The sequence below is a fragment of the Micromonospora sp. NPDC049497 genome (genome assembly GCF_044465805.1).
In the GTDB taxonomy this organism is placed as follows: Bacteria; Actinomycetota; Actinomycetes; order Mycobacteriales; family Micromonosporaceae; genus Micromonospora.
The window spans coordinates 353,601-370,388 of record NZ_JBITMC010000003.1 but is presented as its reverse complement, the minus strand read 5'-3'; the positions used below and the strand labels follow the sequence as shown (position 1 = coordinate 370,388).

Here is a 16,788-nt window from a genome sequence, read left to right as displayed (position 1 = left end):
CACCCTGGGAGCCGTGTGTGGGGCCCGACCGGATCACCCTACGGGCGATGAGATGGGTGGCGATGGACGGCTACGCTCAGCGACTGTTGGCCGGGCCGTTGAACCGGATTCGAGCAGGGGAACGGCGCGGCAGGCCGCGCCGACGGGTCAGCGCTCGTCCCGGCCGATCCGGCCCCGGGTGTCCCGGGACACCACCTCCAGCAGCCGCCGGGGCGCGTGCCGAAGCCCCGCGACGGCGAGCTTGTACTTCCACGCCGGCACGCTGACCAGCTTGCCTTTCCGCAGGTCACGAAGGGCTTCGTCGACCACGTCCTCGGCCCGCAGCCACATCCACTCCGGCGTCTTCGACATGTTGATGCCGGCCCGTGCGTGGAACTCGGTGCGCGTGTAGCCGGGACACAGCGCCATCACCCGTACGCCGAAGGGGCGTGCGGACTGGCCGACGGACTCGCTGAAGTTGGTGACCCACGCCTTGCTGGCGGAGTACGTCGATCCGGGCATGAGCGCCCCGAAACCCGCAACCGAAGAGACATTTATCACTGCCCCGTCACGCCGCTCAGTCATCGTACGCAGGGCCGCGAGGGTCAGGCGCATCACCGCGTGCACGTTCAGGCGCAGCAGCCGGGCCTCGTCCTCGACCGTCGACCTCAGGAACGGCTTGTTCAGGCTGATGCCCGCGTTGTTGACCAGCAGCCCGACCGGCGACCCCTCAACCAGCCGCCGCTCCACCGTCGCGCAGCCGTCGTCGGTGGACAGATCGGCGGGGAGGATCTCCACGTCGTGGCCGTGCCGGCCGGTCAGCTCGGTCGCCATGTCGGCCAGCCGGGAGGCGTCCCGGGCGACCAGCACCAGATGCCAGCCGTCGGCGGCCAGCCGTCGGGCGAACGCCGCGCCGATGCCGGCGGTCGCCCCGGTGATCAACGCCCGTCGCTCGGTGGTCGACTGGTCGAGCGTCACGGGCGGTCCTCACCTCGGCGGGTACGGGGACGCGGGCGTCCCGGGGGGCGGGTACGGATACGGCGCGGGACCGTACGGGTGGTGCGGGCCGGGCACCGCCGCCGGAGGCCGGCGGAACCACGCGTTCGCGGCCGGCAGCGCCAGCAGCGCGGCCACCACAAGGTAGCCGAGCACCTGGCCCACCGAAAGTGCCGCGCCCAACGGGATCCACCAGCCCGGGTACGCGTCTCCGACGAGGGCGAGCAGCTCGGCGGTGCCCCGCTCGCTCTCGCCCAGCCGCAGCGGTACGGCCCACTGGCCGGCCAGCGCGGCGAGGCCGCAACAGCCGAGGAACAGCCCGAGCCCGGAGACCACCCAGGTCCCCACCCGGGCGCCCGGACGGCCGGCACGCAGCCCCAGGGCAAGGGCGACGAGCAGCACCGCCGCCAGCACGCTCACCACCGCCGAGACCACACCGGACGCCCACAGCAGCGCCACCACCCCGTCGGTGTCCTCGGGGCGGGCGGACGTGCCGGCAGCGGCCCTCCGGAGGTCGTCGGCGGTGCCGCCGAGGGTGAGCAGGCCGGCGACGGCGTACGCGAGAGCGGCCAGTGCCATCACCACGAGCAGGGCGACGGCCAGGGTCACCACCGCCGGTCGGCGGGCCGGTGCCTGTTCGGGGTGTGACACGACGGGTCCCTCCGGTAGGCGTCGGGTTGCAACCTACTCGGAGGGACCGTCGTCGTCGTCGTTATCGGAGCGTCAACTCACCGGCGGCGGGGTCGGGCCGGGACGGTCCGACCCCGGCTGGGCGTCGCCACCCGGCTGCCCGGGGCCGCCCGACGTGGAGCCGCTGCCCGGCTGACCCGGCGCCGGCGGGTAACCCGGGGCCTGCGGGTAGCCCGGCTGGCCGGGCGTCTGCGGGTAACCGGGGTCGCCCGAGGTCTGCGGGTAGCCGGGGTAGGTGGCGCCGGGGACCGGCGGCTCCCACGCCTGCTGCGGCTTGCGGAAGAACTCGTTGGCCTTGGGCAGCGCCAGCAGGATCAGCGCCGCCAGCAGGGAGAGGATGCCGAGCACGGCCAGCAGCGTGGTGACCGGCTCGTACCAGGACGGCAGGGCCTCGTCGAGACGGCGGTTGATCTCGTCCTGGCTCGGCACGTTGCCGGTGTTCTGGCCGCCCAGCGAGTTGCCGACCGCGCTGCCCGCCAGGCCCACGCCGGTGCAGCAGACCGCGATGCCGCCGACCACCCAGGTGGTGATCCGGGCGGCGTTCTTGCCCCGCATGTTGAGCAGGGCCAGGACGACCAGGCCGACCGCGAAGAGCAGGCTGATGACGCCGCCGCCGATGCCCGCGATCGTGGCGACGCTCTCCGCGCCCTCCGCGTCGGTGCCGGCGAAGGCGTCCCGGTAGACGTCCTGGATCTTGCTCAGGGTGCTGAGCGCGACGATGAGGCTGAGCACCGAGAGGACGGCGTAGAAGATGAGCAGATAGCTGGAAATCGTGACGACAGCGGGGCGTACCCGAGCCGGCGCGTTGTGGTGGGGATCGACCACGATTCTCCTTCCCTAGATCGCGCCCACACCGTATCGACTCCGGGCGAACACGGCAGGACACGGCGAGCGGACCCGCCGGGGCGGCGTCAGTATCCGCGCCACTCCGCGCGCGCGTACTCCAGCACCCGGGGCCGCAGCAGCGTCGAGGCCGGCACGTCCACGCGGCGCCGGTCGGCGGGGAACGCGCCGGCTGCGGCCAGCGTGTCGGCGTCGAGGAAGCGCAGCGCGGGCGCGCCGGACGGCAGCGCCAGGGTGGGCGGGGTGGTACCGGCCGCGGCGAGCAGGAAGCCCCAGTCACCGAAGGAGGGCACGTCCACGTGGTACGGCGTGACGGCGAAGCCGGCCTCCCGCAGCGACGCCTCGATCGACCAGTACGACCGGGGCGCGAAGTACGGGGAGCCGGCCTGCACGACCAGCCGCCCGCCCTCGGCGAGGACGCCCTCGACCAGCGCGTAGAACTCGACGGTGTAGAGCTTGGCGGTGGCCGTCTCGTCCGGGTCCGGCAGGTCCACCACGACGGCGTCGAAGCGGTCCGTGGCGGTCCGCAGCCAGCCGAAGGCGTCGGCGTGCACCACCCGCACCCGGGGGTCGTCGAAGGCCCCGGCGTTGAGCCGCCGCAGCTGCGGCTCGGCACGGGCCAGCGCCACCACGGCCGGGTCGAGGTCCACCACGGTGATCCGCCGGACGTCGGGGTAGCGCAGCAGTTCCCGGACGGCGAGCCCGTCACCGGCGCCGAGCACCAGCACCTCGCCGCGCGGCCCGTTCAGCGCCGGATGCACCAGCGCCTCGTGGTAGCGGTACTCGTCGACCGAGGAGAACTGGAGGTCGCCGTTGAGGAACAACCGCAGGTCCGTGGTGCCGGTGCGGCCCGGCTCGGCGACCGACCGGGTCAGCACGATCTCCTGGTACCGGCTGCGTTCGGCGTGCACGACCGGGTCCCGGTAGAGCTGCTGCCGCGCGGTCACCTCGAAGTCCTGGGCGGTCAGCCACGCGTACCCCAGGCAGAGCGCCACCGCGATGGAGCCGGCGGTGAGCCCGACGCGCGCGCGTCGGCTCAGCTCGCGCCGGAAGACCGTGAAGACCAGGACGACCCCGGCGGCGGCGTTCACCGCGCCGACCACCAGTGCGCCCTTGAGCTGACCGAAGATCGGCAGCAGCAGGAAGGGAAAGGCCAGCCCACCCAGCAGCGCACCGACGTAGTCGGCGGCGAACAGGTCCGCCACGGCGCTGCCGGCGGCCTGCTCCCGGATCCGTTGCAGCAGCACCATCAGCAGCGGGATCTCCGCGCCGATGAGCAGGCCGAGCACGAACGCCGTCGCCACCAGCGCGGGCCCGTAGAGGTCCAGCCAGGCGAAGGCGGCGTAGAGACCGAGCACGGACAGGCCGCCGAGCAGGGCAAGCAGCAGCTCGACGGCCGCGAACGCGGCGGCGGCCCGGGACTGCAACGGCTTCGCGGCGAGTGCGCCGACGCCCATCGCGAAGACCATCACGCCGAGCACGATCGACGCCTGACCGACGGTGTCGCCGATCAGGTAGCTGCCGAGTGCGACCAGGGCGAGCTCGTAGACCAGCCCGCAGGCCGCGCACACGAAGACCGCGGCCAGCACGGCGGCGCGGGCCAGCCGCCACCGTGCCGGCGCGTCGACGGTCACGCCTTCTCCGGCGTACGTGTCGTGCTCTCCTGGCGTTGCGCCGGCACCGTGGCCGCCGCGCCGCGCTGCCGGCGGCGCTGCACCAGGCCGATGGTGACGAACAGGACGGTGATCAGCAGCAGTCCGGCGGCACCGACCAGCCAGCCCCAGCGGTCCCGCCACAGGTCCTCGCCCGGGTCGGCGAGCGGCGGCGGGCTGGCGGCAGCCGCCGTCGGGGTGGCGGCCGGCTCGACGACGCCCGCCTCGACGGCAAGCAGCGGCAGCGACACCGCGGCACGGGTGATCGCCCAGCCGGGATCGTCGATGAAGGCGCCCTCGGTGACTCCGAGCCGTTCCAGGCCGGCGCCGATACGCAGCAGCTCGATGGAGGAGAAGTCGGCGGAGCCGTCGACATCCACGTAGGCGTTGTCGTCGCTGTCGCTGCTGTTGGACGGGTAGTAGATCCGCGCGCTCACCCGTACCCAGCGCGGGCAGGCCGGGTTGTTCTCGACCGACACCCCGTCACCCAGGTTCGACCCGACGCTGACCGGGTCACCGTAGCCGAGGTAATCCTTCAGCTCCCAGCCGTAGCAGACGCCCTGGCTGGCGCTGGTGCGCGCCAGGATCGCCACGGTGTCGCCGCGCTCCTGCGCGGTCGGCGGCGGCACCCGGTCGGAATCGTCGTCGCCGAAGACGGCGCCCCAACTCGGGTAGACGATCGCCCCTCCGCAGCACAGGACCGTCAGGACGACGATCCAGATCAGCGCGGCCCGATTGGTCTTCGCCGGCTGCCCTCCGGGCTGCTTGCCGGTCGACATCAGCTGATCGCGGCAGCGATGACCGCGCCGGAGGCGAGGTGGACCACGGCGGAGACCCAGACCGCCGGGTGCGGCTCGGGGTCGACGAGGATCTCGCCGAGCTTGCCGGGGGTGGCGACGTCCAGCAGCAGAAACGCCGCCGCCATGACGACCAGGCCGAGGATCCCGTACGACGCCGCGCCGACCAGGCCGAGGACGAAGTCGTCCTCACTGGCGGCGATCGCGGCGACCACGATGACGCCGACGCCGGCCAGGTTCGAGGCGAGCAGCAGCGCGGCGTTGCGGTTGCGCTCGTTCCAGATCAGCTCGTGGAGCTTGCCGGGCGTGGCCACGTCCACCAGGACGTAGCCGATGCCCATGAGGACGATGCCGACCACCCCGTAGGCGAGGGTGACCAGCAGGTCGGTGACGAGGGTCTGCAAGGGGTGCTCCAGGGATGTGGTCGGTCTTCAGGGGTGTCGTAGCTACTTGCCGCTGCCGGGGCCGCCGCCCCGGACGGTGTTCCCCCGGCCCCAACCCCAGTGGTTGCCGACCGTGGAGTGGTAGCGCGGGTAGGCGGTGGTCAGTCCTTCCAGGAGGATCAGCGAACCGGCGGCGACCGGCAGGATCACCACCGAGTCGTCGTCGTACCGCAGGTAGACGCCACTGCCGTCGACGTACTGGTCGGCCGGCTTCCAGGCGTCGGTGATCTCCCTGGCCACCTGGCTCGGCCGGCGCGACGACGTGTAGGCCACCGCCTGGCTGCCGATGTCCCGGGCCGCCGCCCGGGTGTACCGGTCCTCGACGAAGCCGCGCGGCGAGAAGTTGCCGTAGAAGATGGCGAACGCGGCGACCAGCGCGCCGATGACCGCGAACACCACCCCCACCACGAACCAGCGTCGGTACGTCATCGAAGTGCCACCACCGTTTCGGTCAGGACGAGCTCGTTGGTCTGCGGGTACGCGTGCCAGGTACGCCAGCGGAGGGCGCCGTCGGGCGGGTCGGGGCGCACCGAGAGCGCGGTCACCGCGTCGACGTCGCCGGGAAAGACCCCGACCAGCGCGTACGGGTCATCGGCCAGGTCGGCGCGGAGCGCGGCCACCCGGTCCCGCAGCCCGTGGCCCGCGGGCCGCAGGACGGTGGCGGTGAACCGGTAGCCGGCGTGCTCGTCGTGCAGCGTCTCCGGGAGCGTGGGGTTGCGGCCGGGCAGGCAGGCCACCGTCTCGGTCAGCCTGCTGCCGGCCGCGCGCACCACGACCTGGTGCGAGGCGCCGAGCAGACGCAGCCGCAGCCGCACGGCGCCGGGCAGGTCGAGGTCGAGGACGTGCAGCGCGGGACGCTCGACGTCGTCGAGGGCGAGACTCAGCTCGGCGGCGCTGGTGTCGACGTACGGGGTGTGCAGGGTGACGAGCACTCAGCCCACCTCGGCCTGCGGGTAGATCATGACCTCGGCCCGGAGCAGCTTCTCGCCCCGCGCCACCTCCCAGCCCGCCTCGCCGTACGCCTCGAAGGACAGCCGGGCGCCGCCGGGCGCCTGGTAGTCGTGGTAGCGCATCGTGCCGCTCGGGTCGAGGCCGGTGGTGCCGGTCGACGTGTACCGGGCCTGGCCGGTCTCGTCCCAGTTGTAGCGGCGGCCGTCGAAGTCGATGGTGGGCGCGCCCGGGGTCACCGTCGCGCCCGGCTCGGCCGCCCAGAGCACCAGTTCCAGTTCCGGGTCCTCCTCGACGGACAGCCAACGGCGGACACCCCCGGTGTCGTCGAGGAGGTGCTCGGCCCAGCTCCACCCGCCCTCGACCAGGCGGATGGTGCCGCGCACCGCGTACGACACACCCCGGATCTCGACGATGTCGCCGGGCTTCAGTCGGCGCGGGTCGCCGCGCAGCGCGTCGGAGTCCCGGTCCCGCAAGGGGTCCCCCGGCCCCTTGGCGGCGGTCGCTCGGGACCGGGACCGGGACCGGCTCACGGCTACCACGGCGACCGCCACACCCGCCACCGCGACCAGGCAGCCCATCGCCGCCAACAGGTACGCCACCGACTCACTCACCGACAACCTCCCCAGGTACGTCGGCGGAGACGGTAACAACTACGCGCACCTCGGGAAATCGGCCGTCGAATGGTCATCGGTCAGCTACCCTGCGTCACCGGACCGGAGGGCTCCTCCCCGCCCGGCGTCCCGGCGGGCCGGCCACCGTCCGCGGGGGGCGGCCGGTGCGCGGCCGGATCGGGGCAGATCAGGAAGGCGGGTGCGGCCGATACGTAACCGGGCGGGACGGGGGCGTAGCCGGGCGGTATCGCCGGCGGGTGGTAGCCGTAGCCGGGCGGCGGGACCGGGGCGAAGGCGACCGCCGGGTTCGGTGCCGTGGTGACCGGAACGAACCAGCGGTGGGCGGGTGGCAGCGCCAGCAGGAGCACCACCGCGGCCGTGAGCATCAGCACGGTCAGGATCCCGAACCCGGCCAGGGGGAACAACACCTGGTCGAACGGGCTGGGGCTGTCGTAGAGCGTCTCGATGAAGCGGGACTCCTGCCAGAAATCGTCGCCCGGATCCGCCGGCGTGCCGCCCACCTCCGGATACGGCTCCTCCGCGAAGCCGGTGGCGAAGATCAGCGGTGCGACCGCCATCCCCGAGCAGCCCTGGGCCAGACAGATCAGCAGTTCGGCGCCGCCGGCCACGAAGACCATGATGCGAGCGATGTTGCCACCCCGGCGTACGGGCAGGGCCGTCGCGGCCATCCAGGCGGCGAGCAGCAGAGCCGGCAGGCCGAACAGCACCGACATCACGACGTTGCCGACGCGCTCCCCGCGGACCTCGTCCGGGTCGGCGTCGGGAACGGCGCGCGCTGCCTGGTCGATCTGCGCGTTCCAGTCGACCGCCTGGGCGACCAGCAGGGCCACGAGCCCGAGCAGGACGGCGACGACGGTGAGCTGCAACCAGAAGGCGATCGTGACGGTACGGGGTCGGGGTGGGCGTACCGGCGCGTCGGCAGGGGGCGTCATGCCGGCAAGCTACGGGTCGCAGGCACCGTCCGGCAGGCCCGGTCGGGCAGACCGCACGGACGAAAGGATCATGCCTCCGAGTGGCGGTCGGTGGCGTACTCGCGGAGTGTCGTGCGGCCCATGACGCAGCCGGTGAAGGTGCCGAACTCGGCCGTGTCCTCGCGCAGCGTCTCCCAGGCGCGGCGACCGGCGGCCGGGTCCAGGCGATCGAGCAGCGTGGCCGCGTACACCTTTCCCGCCGGGGTGCCCTCGTCGAGCACCCGGTCGATCCGCTCGCGCACCTCCTCGGGGTGGTCGGCGAGCGCCGCCTCCACCCGCCGGTACGCCTCGGTCACCGGCAGCAGCGTGCCGGCGATCCCCACCCCGCCGAACGCCAGCGTCTCCGCCCGCGCAAGCTCGTCGAGGTCCGCGTCCAACTGCCGGTCCTTCTTCTTCCCACCGATCCCGAACATGCCCTGTCTCCTTCCCCGTCACCCCGCCTCCCACCCTGTCGATCAAGAGGTTTGCGTCATCGCACGCGGTTTCCCTGACGCAAACCTCTTGATCAACGCGGGCTGGGCCGGGCCGGGGTTCGGGGCCGGGGGTCGGGTCAGGCGGGGCGGACGACCAGGGCGTCCTTGGAGTCGGCCAGGTCGACGTGGACGGTGTCGCCGTCGCGGATCGTGCCGGACAGGAGGGCCCTCGCGAGCTGGTCACCGATGGCGGACTGGACCAGGCGGCGCAGCGGTCGGGCACCGTAGATCGGGTCGTACCCGTGCTCGGCCAGCCAGGTGCGGGCGGAGTCGGTGATCTCCAGGCCCAGGCGCCGGTCGGCGAGCCGTCGGCGCAGGCGCTCCAGCTGGATGTCCACGATGGCCCGCAGGTCGTCACCGCGCAGTGCGGCGAAGACCACGATGTCGTCGAGGCGGTTGAGGAACTCCGGCTTGAAGTGCGACCGGACCACCGCCAGGACGCCCTCCCGGCGCTGTTCCTCGGCCAGCGTCAGGTCGCTGATCACCGACGACCCGAGGTTGGAGGTGAGGATCAGGATCGCGTTGCGGAAGTCGACCGTACGACCCTGACCGTCGGTGAGCCGGCCGTCGTCGAGCACCTGGAGCAGCACGTCGAAGACGTCCGGGTGGGCCTTCTCCACCTCGTCCAGCAGGATCACCGAGTACGGCCGGCGGCGCACCGCCTCGGTGAGCTGGCCGCCCTCCTCGTACCCGATGTACCCGGGCGGGGCACCGACCAGACGGGCAACGGAGTGCTTCTCGCCGTACTCGCTCATGTCGATGCGGACCATGGCCCGCTCGTCGTCGAAGAGGAACTCGGCGAGGGCCTTGGCCAGCTCGGTCTTGCCCACACCGGTCGGGCCGAGGAAGAGGAAGCTGCCGGTCGGACGGTCCGGGTCGGCGACGCCGGCCCGCGCCCGGCGGACCGCGTCGGAGACCGCGCCCACCGCCTCGGACTGGCCGACCACGCGGCCCCGCAGCGACTCCTCCATCCGGAGCAGCTTGGCGGTCTCGCCCTCCAGCAGCCGACCGGCGGGGATGCCGGTCCAGGAGGCGACGACGGCGGCGATGTCGTCCGCGCCGACCTCCTCCTTGAGCATCGCGCCGTCGGCCTGGAGCCGGGCCAGCTCCTCCTCCGCCGTCGCCAGGTCGCCCTTCAGGGCGGGGATGCGGCCGTACCGCAGCTCGGCGGCACGCTCCAGCTCGCCGTCGCGCTCGGCCCGCTCGGCCTCGCCGCCCAGGCGCTCCAGCTCCTCCTTGGCGGTGGAGAGCCTGGTGATGTGGCTCTTCTCCAGCTGCCAGCGCTCGGACAGCGCGGTGAGCTGCTCGCGCTTGTCGGCCAGTTCCTTGCGCAGCCGTTCGAGGCGCTCGGCGGAGGCGGCGTCCGGCTCCTTGGCCAGCGCCATCTCCTCGATCTCCAGCCGGCGCACCGCCCGCTCGATCTCGTCCACCTCGACCGGCCGAGAGTCGATCTCCATGCGGAGCCGGGACGCGGACTCGTCGACCAGGTCGATCGCCTTGTCCGGCAGGAACCGGTCGGTGATGTACCGGTCGGACAGGGAGGCGGCGGCGACCAGGGCGGCGTCGGTGATGCGGACGCCGTGGTGCACTTCGTAGCGCTCCTTGAGGCCCCGCAGGATGCCGATGGTGTCCTCGATGGTCGGCTCACCGACCAGCACCGGCTGGAAGCGCCGCTCCAGGGCCGGGTCCTTCTCGATGTGCTCGCGGTACTCGTCCAGCGTGGTCGCGCCGACCATCCGCAGCTCACCGCGGGCCAGCATCGGCTTCAACATGTTGCCGGCGTCCATCGAGCCCTCGCCCTTGCCTGCGCCGACCACGGTGTGCAGCTCGTCGAGGAAGGTGATGACCTGCCCGTCGGAGTTCTTGATCTCCTCCAGGACGGACTTCAGCCGCTCCTCGAACTGACCTCGGTACGACGCGCCCGCGACCATCGCGCCCAGGTCGAGCGAGACCAGCTTTTTGTCCCGGAGCGACTCGGGCACGTCGCCGGCCACGATCCGCTGGGCGAGGCCCTCGACGATGGCGGTCTTGCCGACGCCGGGCTCACCGATGAGCACCGGGTTGTTCTTCGTCCGCCGGGACAGCACCTGGATCACCCGGCGGATCTCCGAGTCCCGGCCGATGACCGGGTCGATCTTGCCGTCGCGCGCGCTGGCGGTCAGGTCGACGCCGTACTTCGAGAGGGCCTGGTAGGTCTGCTCCGGGTCGGCGGTGGTGACCCGGCGGTCGCCGCCCCGGACGGTCGGGAAGGCGGCGACCAGGTTCTCCTCGGTCGCGCCCGCGTTCTTCAGCGCGCCGGAGACCGCACCGCCCACCCGGGCCAGGCCGGCCAGCAGGTGCTCGGTGGAGGTGTACTCGTCACCCAGCGGCCGGGCGATCTGCTCGGCGGCGCCGATGGCGTTGACGAACTCGCGGGCGAGGGTGGGCTCGGCGATGCTGGAGCCCCGCGCGGCGGGCAGGGCGTCGACCGAGCGCTGGGCCACCCGGCGCAGGTCGGCGGGGTCGGCCCCGACGGCGCGCAGCAGGGCGGCGGCGGTCGATCCCTCGGTGTCCAGCAGTGCCAGCAGCAGGTGCCAGGGTTCCACGGTGGCGTGTCCGCGCTGGTTCGCCTGCGCGACGGCACCGGTGATGGTCTCGCGGCTCTTGGTGGTGAGGCGTTCCGTGTTCATGGGCTCCCCCGGAATCGGCGTGTCCACTCATGGGGACACCACCAGAGTTGAGCCTATTCCGCTCAACCTTGGCTATGTGAGCTGAGTCACTCCTCGCGTCGCCAGCGCCAGTCGAACTCGCCGGCCGCCGGCGGCGGACCGGGCAGCGGCGGGTCGGTCACGGCCAGGCCGGCCAGCAGCACCGCCAGGTGGCGGCGGCGCAACTCCCGGGTCCGCTCCGGATCCGGTACGCGCAGCGCGGCGCCGGTGACATCCGCGCCTTCTTCGCCGGCCTGGGCTGACTCGCGTGACCGCGCCGCCCCGGTGACGTTGCCGGGGCGGGCGCGTGCACTGTCGAGCTGAGTCGTCCACGACATCACGCTGCTCGCCGCCGACCGCGGGCGCCGACGGCGTCACCAAGATCTCCCGCGGCCGATCAGCGGTAGCCTTGTCGATGTGCGAGTACGTGTCGAACAGACTGCCCTACCGGGAATCGGCGTACGTCACGATCTGATGACGGAGTCAGGACGGCGGCTGGGGGTGGTCTCCCACCGCAACGGCCGTCGTGACCTGGTCCTCTACGACCCGGACGACCCCGACGCGGGGCAGCACGACATCCCGCTGACCGACGACGAGGCCGAGGCGCTGGCCGACATCCTCGGCGCGTCGCTGATGCTCGGCCAGCTCTCCGGGCTGCGGGAGCAGGCCGCGGGGCTGCTCACCGAGCAGGTCGCCATCCCGGCGGGCTCGAAGTACGTGGGCCGCAAGCTCGGTGACACCAAGGCGCGTACGCGCACGGGCGCCTCGATCGTGGCGGTCCTGCGCCACGGAGAGGTCATCGTCTCGCCCGATCCCTCCTTCCGCTTCGCGGCCGGTGACGTGGTGGTCGTCGTCGGGACCCGGCAGGGTCTCGACGGGGTGACCGCCATCCTCGCCGACAGTGACCCGGACGGCTGAGGCGGATGCACGAGACCACCACGCTGCTCATCGAGGTCGGCGCGCTGCTGTTCCTGCTCGGCCTGCTGGGCCGGCTCAGCCGCCGGATCGGCCTCTCGCCCATTCCGCTCTACCTGCTCGCCGGCCTGGCCTTCGGTCACGGCGGGCTGGTGGAGGTCAAGGCCAGCGAGGAGTTCTTCGCGATCGGCGCCGAGATCGGTGTGATCCTCCTGCTGGTCATGCTCGGCCTGGAGTACACGGCCGGCGAACTCGTCGGCAACCTCCGCGCCGCCGCGCCGGCCGGCCTGATCGACGGTGTGCTCAACGCCCTGCCCGGTGCCGCGTTCGCCCTGCTCCTCGGATGGGACTGGGTGGCCGCGCTGGTGCTGGCCGGCATCACCTGGGTCTCCTCCTCCGGCGTCATCGCCAAGGTGCTGGCCGACCTGGGCCGGCTCGGTAACCGGGAGACCCCGGTGGTGCTGTCGGTGCTGGTCATCGAGGACCTGGCGATGGCGCTCTACCTGCCCCTGCTGACCGCCGTGCTGGCCGGCAGCGGCTTGATCGGCGGCGGCATCACCCTCGCCGTCGCGGTCGCCACCGTGCTGATGGTGCTCGTGGTGGCGATCCGCTACGGCAACGTCATCTCCTCGGTGATGTCCGCCCGCGACCCGGAGGCCCTGCTCCTCGGGGTGCTCGGGCTGACCCTGCTGGTCGCGGGTGTGGCCGCGAAGCTCCAGGTCTCGGCGGCGGTCGGCGCGTTCCTGGTCGGCATCGCGCTGTCCGGGCCGGTGGCGCACCACGCCACGGAGTTGCTCACTCCGCTGCGGGACCTGTTCGCCGCCGTGTTCTTCCTCTTCTTCGGGCTGGTCACCGACCCGCGGGACATTCCGCCGGTGCTACTGCCGGCGCTCGCGCTGGCCCTGGTCACCATGGCCACGAAGACGCTCACCGGGTACCTGGCCGCCCGGCGGGTCGGCATCGCCGAGCCCGGCCGTTGGCGCGCCGGCCTCGCGCTCGTGCCGCGTGGGGAGTTCTCCATCGTCATCGCCGGGCTCGCGGTGACCGCCGGCAGCGTGGAGCCGCGCCTGGCCGCGCTCGCCACGGCGTACGTGCTGATCACGGTGGTGACCGGGCCGATGCTGGCCCGGGTGCCGGACCTGGCCTGGTTCAAGGGGTGGCTGCGGCGCCGGGCGCTGGCCGAGCGGGCCCGCCAGGCCGCGACCGCCACCGACTGATCGGCGGACCGGCGGCCGGGTCCACCGTACGGTGGGCCCGGCCGGGCCAACGGTTACCGAATTGCTTCCCCCGGGGGCTACCGCAGCTCACACCCCGCGCGTTACCGTGTCGCCCCAGCAGCCACGGTTCGCGGGGTGCCGGTGCCCCTGCTGGGCGAGAGCGGAAGGTTGGCCGGTGAGCGTGCAGGAGTCAGCGTTCCACGGCTTCGCCAACCCCGTCGACCCGTCTCCGGCGGAGTTGCGGGCCTGGGCGTACCAACCCGACTCGGTGCCACTGGCGTCCATGCCACCGGACTGGGACCTCCTCGTCTCCGGTGACCGCCTGGTGCTGACCCTCTTCGACCTGGCGATCGATCCCGCCTGCCCGGCCCGCCGGTTCGCGCTGCACTGCCTCTACATCTACGCCGCCGACGGCATCCGGACGAGCTTCCGCGCCCACCCCAAGCGGCGCTTCCGAAAGCTCGTCGAGCAGGCCGAGCGGGACGGCGACGACCTGATGCGGACCTGGGCCCACAACAGCCGGGTCCTGCTCGCCCGCCCCGACCTCTTCGTCTACCGGGACTGGTGCGAGGGCGGCCTGGTCCGCGAAAACCGCCGCCTGGCCTGAGCCCCCCGGATTGACGAACGGGCCGGGACCCCCCGTGGGTCCCGGCCCGTTCGTCGGTCGGCCGGTACTGCCGGTCAACCCTGCTTGCGGCGACTCTCGTCGCGGCCCTGGTCGACGCCGTGGTCGACCTGATCGGCGAAGCGTCCTTCGGTGATCTTGTCGCGGAAACGCCCCTTGGCGACCTTGTCGAACCGCTCCCGCGCGGTCTCGGCCACCTTCTCCAGGCGCTTCTCCGTCTGTTCGGCCGCCTTCTTCGCTGCTTCCGTCACGGGCTCCCCCTCGCCATGGCGGTAGGTCCGAATTGAGTCGTTCCGACCTCAATCAGGACCCTAACGGAACCGGCCCGGCCCGCGCCGGTGAACCGGCGAGCGGACCGGGCCGGCGAGGCCGCGGCGGACCGGGTCAGCGGCCGGGACCCCGGCGGGGGCGCCAGACCACCAGCGCGGTGGAGGTGCGGTTGGTGGGCACCAGGTCACTGCCCGGGAAGCGGGCCACCGCCTCCAGCTCGGCGATCCGGCGGTACGCGGCGTCCAGCTCCGCCTCCAGCCGGGCCACCCGCTGCTGCGCCTGCTCCAGCAGCCGCTCCAGACCGATGATCCGCTTGACGCCGGCGAGGTTGATGCCGTCGTCCTGACTGAGCCGCTGCACCTCGCGCAGCAGCACCACGTCGCGGACGCTGTACCGGCGTCCGCCACCGGCCGCCCGGCCGGCCTGCACCAGGCCAAGCCGGTCGTACTGGCGCAGTGTCTGCGGGTGCATCCCCGCCATCCGCGCCGCGACCGAAATCATCAGCACCTTGGCCTCGTAGGCCGGGTCACCCGTACCGACGAACTCGTCCGACATCCCCGCTCACCTCCGCGCCTCGCACCGGACCCCACCGAAAAACCGAATCAACTGGATCGACGCAGTCGCGCGTCGAGATGTTCCCGCGCCGCCGGTGGCGTCTGGTCGGCGAAGGTCTCCAGCGCCGCACGCGCCTCCGCCGACACCGTCGCCGGCACCACCACGTCGAGGGTGACCAGCAGGTCCCCCGCCTGACCATCCCGGCGCACCACACCCTTGCCGCGCGCCCGCAGGATCCGACCGCTCGGGGTGCCCGGCGGCACCCGGAGGGTCACCGCGCCGTCGAGGGTGGGCACCCGCAGGTCGGTGCCGAGCACCGCCTCGGCGAAGGTGATCGGCACGGTCAGGGTGAGGTCGTCGCCGGACCGCCCGAACAGCTCGTCGGGGCGTACCTTGACCTGCACGAACAGGTCACCCGCCGTACCGCCGCGCGCACCCGGCTCACCGCGCCCGGCCAGCCGGATCCGCTGGCCGTCGGCCACCCCGGCCGGGAAGCGCACGTTCAGGGTGCGGGTCTTGGTGACCCCGCCGGTGCCCTGGCACTCCGGGCACTTCTCCTCGACCACGGTGCCGACGCCCTGGCAGTTGCGGCAGGGCTCGGAGAAGCTGAACGACCCCTGGTTGCGGGTCGTCACCCCGGCACCGTGGCACACCGGGCAGGTGCGCGGTTGGGTGCCGGGCTTCGCCCCGTCGCCGTGGCAGGTGTCGCAGACGCCGGGCGCCCGCAGCGTCAGCGGGAGGGTCACCCCGCGTACGGCGTCGTGGAAGTCCAGCGCCACCTCGGTCTCGACGTCCCGGCCGCGGGCCGGTCCGCGCGGGGCGGCGGCGCCACCGGCTCCACCGCCCGAGAAGATCGAACTGAACAGGTCCTGGAAGCCCGCACCGCCGAACCGGCGATCACCGCCGGCCGCCGCACCGCCGAACAGGTCGGAGACGTCGAACGGCGCGCCGCCGGGCTGCCCGCCGGCACGGGCGTTGCGCCGGAACGCGCCGGAGCCGAAGAGCGAGCGCATCTCGTCGTACTCGCGGCGCTTGGTCTCGTCGCCGAGCACCGCGTACGCCTCGGAGACCGTCTTGAAGCGCTCCTCCGCCTTCGGGTCGCCGGGGTTGTGGTCCGGGTGCGACTCCCGCGCGACCTTCCGGTACGCCTTCTTGATCTCGTCCGCGGAAGCCGCCTTCGGCACGCCCAGAGCGGCGTAGTAGTCCTTCTCGATCCAGTCCTTGGAACTCACCGGTCCACCCCCTTCCCACCGTTGACCGGTCGTCCCGCCCGCCCGGTGGGAGCGGGCGGGACGGCCGGGTCGTTGCGCACTACTCGGGGTCGGCGACCGCGACCAGCGCCGGCCGCAGCAGCCGCTCGCCGATCTGGTAACCCCGCCGCATCACCTGCACGCAGGTGGGCTCGGTGACCTCGGCCGAGGTCTGGTGCGCCACCGCCTCGTGGCGGGTCGGGTCGAACGGGTCGCCCTGCTCGCCGAACGGGGTCAGCCCGAACTTGCCCAGCGCCGTGGTGAGCTGCTCGGCAACCGTGCCGAACGGACCGACCAGGTCGCCGTGCTCACGGGCCCGGTCCAGGTCGTCGAGGATCGGCAGCAGCGCGGCGAGCACCGCGCCGGTCGCCTGCTCGGTCACCAGTCCCCGGTCCCGGTCCACCCGCTTGCGGTAGTTGGCGTACTCCGCCGACACCCGCTGCACGTCCCGGGTCCGTTCGTCCAGCTCGGCGCGCAGGGCCTCCAGCTCGGCGCCGAGCGCCGGAGCGCCGGCGCCGACCGGCTCGGCCGGCGCGTCCACCACCGGTGGAGCGGCCGGCGTGACGCCCTCCACCGAGGTGGCCTCGACCTCGATCTCGTCGACCACGACCTCGGCGTCGGTGACCAGCCCCTCCGCCGGGGCGTCGGTCCCGGCGTCGGCGGCGGCCGTGTCCGAACCCTCGGTCTCGCGGACCTTGCGGTTGTTGCGGATGACGACCCGCGGCTCGTCGGACGACTGTCCGGCGGGCGCGGAGCCACCCGGCGCCGACCCGGTGGAACCCGGGTCGGCGGCTCGTGGCTTCTCCGTCATGCGGCTACCTCATCCCTCTGCGTCGAGTACG

At 72.9% G+C, this 16,788-nt stretch carries 20 protein-coding genes; 3 read left to right on the top strand and 17 right to left on the bottom strand.

Annotation, left to right across the window (positions count from 1 at the left end; translation table 11 throughout):
• Positions 1-147: 147 nt before the first annotated feature.
• From ACIBR0_RS07320 to ACIBR0_RS07260, 13 genes are all read right to left on the bottom strand, one after another.
• Positions 148-957 carry an SDR family NAD(P)-dependent oxidoreductase gene (locus ACIBR0_RS07320; RefSeq protein ID WP_396713152.1) on the bottom strand — a complete coding sequence of 270 codons (810 nt, stop codon included), beginning with the start codon at positions 955-957 and terminating at the stop codon, positions 148-150.
• Between the two features lie 9 nt (positions 958-966).
• Entirely contained in the window at positions 967-1,626 is a 660-nt protein-coding gene (locus tag ACIBR0_RS07315) for a hypothetical protein (protein WP_396713151.1), read from the bottom strand.
• Between the two features lie 72 nt (positions 1,627-1,698).
• Complete coding sequence (locus tag ACIBR0_RS07310; protein ID WP_396713149.1) at positions 1,699-2,490, bottom strand: hypothetical protein; 792 nt, start codon at positions 2,488-2,490, stop codon at positions 1,699-1,701.
• 86 nt (positions 2,491-2,576) lie between these two features.
• Positions 2,577-4,142 (bottom strand): polyamine aminopropyltransferase, encoded by a 1,566-nt coding sequence (locus ACIBR0_RS07305; protein WP_396713147.1) that lies wholly within the window; start codon positions 4,140-4,142, stop codon positions 2,577-2,579.
• Entirely contained in the window at positions 4,139-4,939 is an 801-nt protein-coding gene (locus ACIBR0_RS07300; RefSeq protein WP_396713145.1) for a hypothetical protein, read from the bottom strand. Before ACIBR0_RS07300 ends, ACIBR0_RS07305 begins: the two co-directional genes overlap by 4 nt.
• The gene (locus tag ACIBR0_RS07295) at positions 4,939-5,361 is read right to left on the bottom strand and encodes a DUF350 domain-containing protein (protein ID WP_396713143.1); all 423 of its coding nucleotides are present in this window, start codon (positions 5,359-5,361) and stop codon (positions 4,939-4,941) included. The genes ACIBR0_RS07300 and ACIBR0_RS07295 overlap by 1 nt, the downstream gene beginning before the upstream one ends.
• A 42-nt stretch (positions 5,362-5,403) precedes the next feature.
• On the bottom strand, positions 5,404-5,829 hold the full coding sequence (locus ACIBR0_RS07290; protein ID WP_357028882.1) for a DUF4247 domain-containing protein: 426 nt from the start codon (positions 5,827-5,829) through the stop codon (positions 5,404-5,406).
• On the bottom strand, positions 5,826-6,332 hold the full coding sequence (locus ACIBR0_RS07285; RefSeq protein WP_357028879.1) for a DUF2617 family protein: 507 nt from the start codon (positions 6,330-6,332) through the stop codon (positions 5,826-5,828). The genes ACIBR0_RS07290 and ACIBR0_RS07285 overlap by 4 nt, the downstream gene beginning before the upstream one ends.
• On the bottom strand, positions 6,333-6,962 hold the full coding sequence (locus ACIBR0_RS07280; protein ID WP_396713141.1) for a DUF4178 domain-containing protein: 630 nt from the start codon (positions 6,960-6,962) through the stop codon (positions 6,333-6,335).
• A gap of 80 nt (positions 6,963-7,042) precedes the next feature.
• Positions 7,043-7,915, bottom strand: coding sequence for a hypothetical protein (locus ACIBR0_RS07275; protein ID WP_396713139.1), 873 nt, complete (start codon positions 7,913-7,915; stop codon positions 7,043-7,045).
• Positions 7,916-7,983: 68 nt separating this feature from the next.
• A complete protein-coding gene (locus ACIBR0_RS07270; RefSeq protein ID WP_396713137.1) occupies positions 7,984-8,367 on the bottom strand; it encodes a hypothetical protein in 384 nt (127 codons plus the stop codon).
• A 137-nt stretch (positions 8,368-8,504) separates the two neighbouring features.
• Positions 8,505-11,096 (bottom strand): ATP-dependent chaperone ClpB, encoded by a 2,592-nt coding sequence (gene clpB / locus ACIBR0_RS07265; RefSeq protein WP_396713135.1) that lies wholly within the window; start codon positions 11,094-11,096, stop codon positions 8,505-8,507.
• A gap of 86 nt (positions 11,097-11,182) precedes the next feature.
• Positions 11,183-11,452, bottom strand: a complete 270-nt coding sequence (locus tag ACIBR0_RS07260; RefSeq protein WP_396713133.1) for a hypothetical protein — start codon at positions 11,450-11,452, stop codon at positions 11,183-11,185.
• A 79-nt stretch (positions 11,453-11,531) separates the two neighbouring features.
• On the opposite strand from ACIBR0_RS07260, the gene ACIBR0_RS07255 reads away from it, so the two are divergent.
• The 3 genes from ACIBR0_RS07255 (at position 11,532) to ACIBR0_RS07245 (ending at position 13,853) form a co-directional block, all read left to right on the top strand.
• Positions 11,532-12,032 carry a cation:proton antiporter regulatory subunit gene (locus ACIBR0_RS07255; RefSeq protein WP_396713132.1) on the top strand — a complete coding sequence of 167 codons (501 nt, stop codon included), beginning with the start codon at positions 11,532-11,534 and terminating at the stop codon, positions 12,030-12,032.
• Positions 12,033-12,037: 5 nt separating this feature from the next.
• Positions 12,038-13,246: a cation:proton antiporter gene (locus tag ACIBR0_RS07250; RefSeq protein ID WP_396713130.1), complete on the top strand. Its 1,209-nt coding sequence runs from the start codon at positions 12,038-12,040 to the stop codon at positions 13,244-13,246.
• Between the two features lie 175 nt (positions 13,247-13,421).
• Positions 13,422-13,853, top strand: a complete 432-nt coding sequence (locus ACIBR0_RS07245; protein ID WP_396713128.1) for a hypothetical protein — start codon at positions 13,422-13,424, stop codon at positions 13,851-13,853.
• A 74-nt stretch (positions 13,854-13,927) separates the two neighbouring features.
• Here the strand turns inward: ACIBR0_RS07245 and ACIBR0_RS07240 are convergent, their stop codons facing one another.
• The 4 genes from ACIBR0_RS07240 to grpE all read right to left on the bottom strand — a co-directional run bounded on the left by ACIBR0_RS07240 (position 13,928) and on the right by grpE (position 16,757).
• Complete coding sequence (locus tag ACIBR0_RS07240; RefSeq protein ID WP_357028851.1) at positions 13,928-14,122, bottom strand: hypothetical protein; 195 nt, start codon at positions 14,120-14,122, stop codon at positions 13,928-13,930.
• A 133-nt stretch (positions 14,123-14,255) separates the two neighbouring features.
• Complete coding sequence (locus tag ACIBR0_RS07235; RefSeq protein ID WP_357028848.1) at positions 14,256-14,696, bottom strand: heat shock protein transcriptional repressor HspR; 441 nt, start codon at positions 14,694-14,696, stop codon at positions 14,256-14,258.
• Positions 14,697-14,743: 47 nt separating this feature from the next.
• A complete protein-coding gene (gene dnaJ, locus ACIBR0_RS07230) occupies positions 14,744-15,928 on the bottom strand; it encodes a molecular chaperone DnaJ (RefSeq protein ID WP_357028846.1) in 1,185 nt (394 codons plus the stop codon).
• Positions 15,929-16,007: 79 nt separating this feature from the next.
• Positions 16,008-16,757, bottom strand: a complete 750-nt coding sequence (gene grpE / locus ACIBR0_RS07225) for a nucleotide exchange factor GrpE (RefSeq protein ID WP_396713125.1) — start codon at positions 16,755-16,757, stop codon at positions 16,008-16,010.
• Positions 16,758-16,788: the final 31 nt, after the last annotated feature.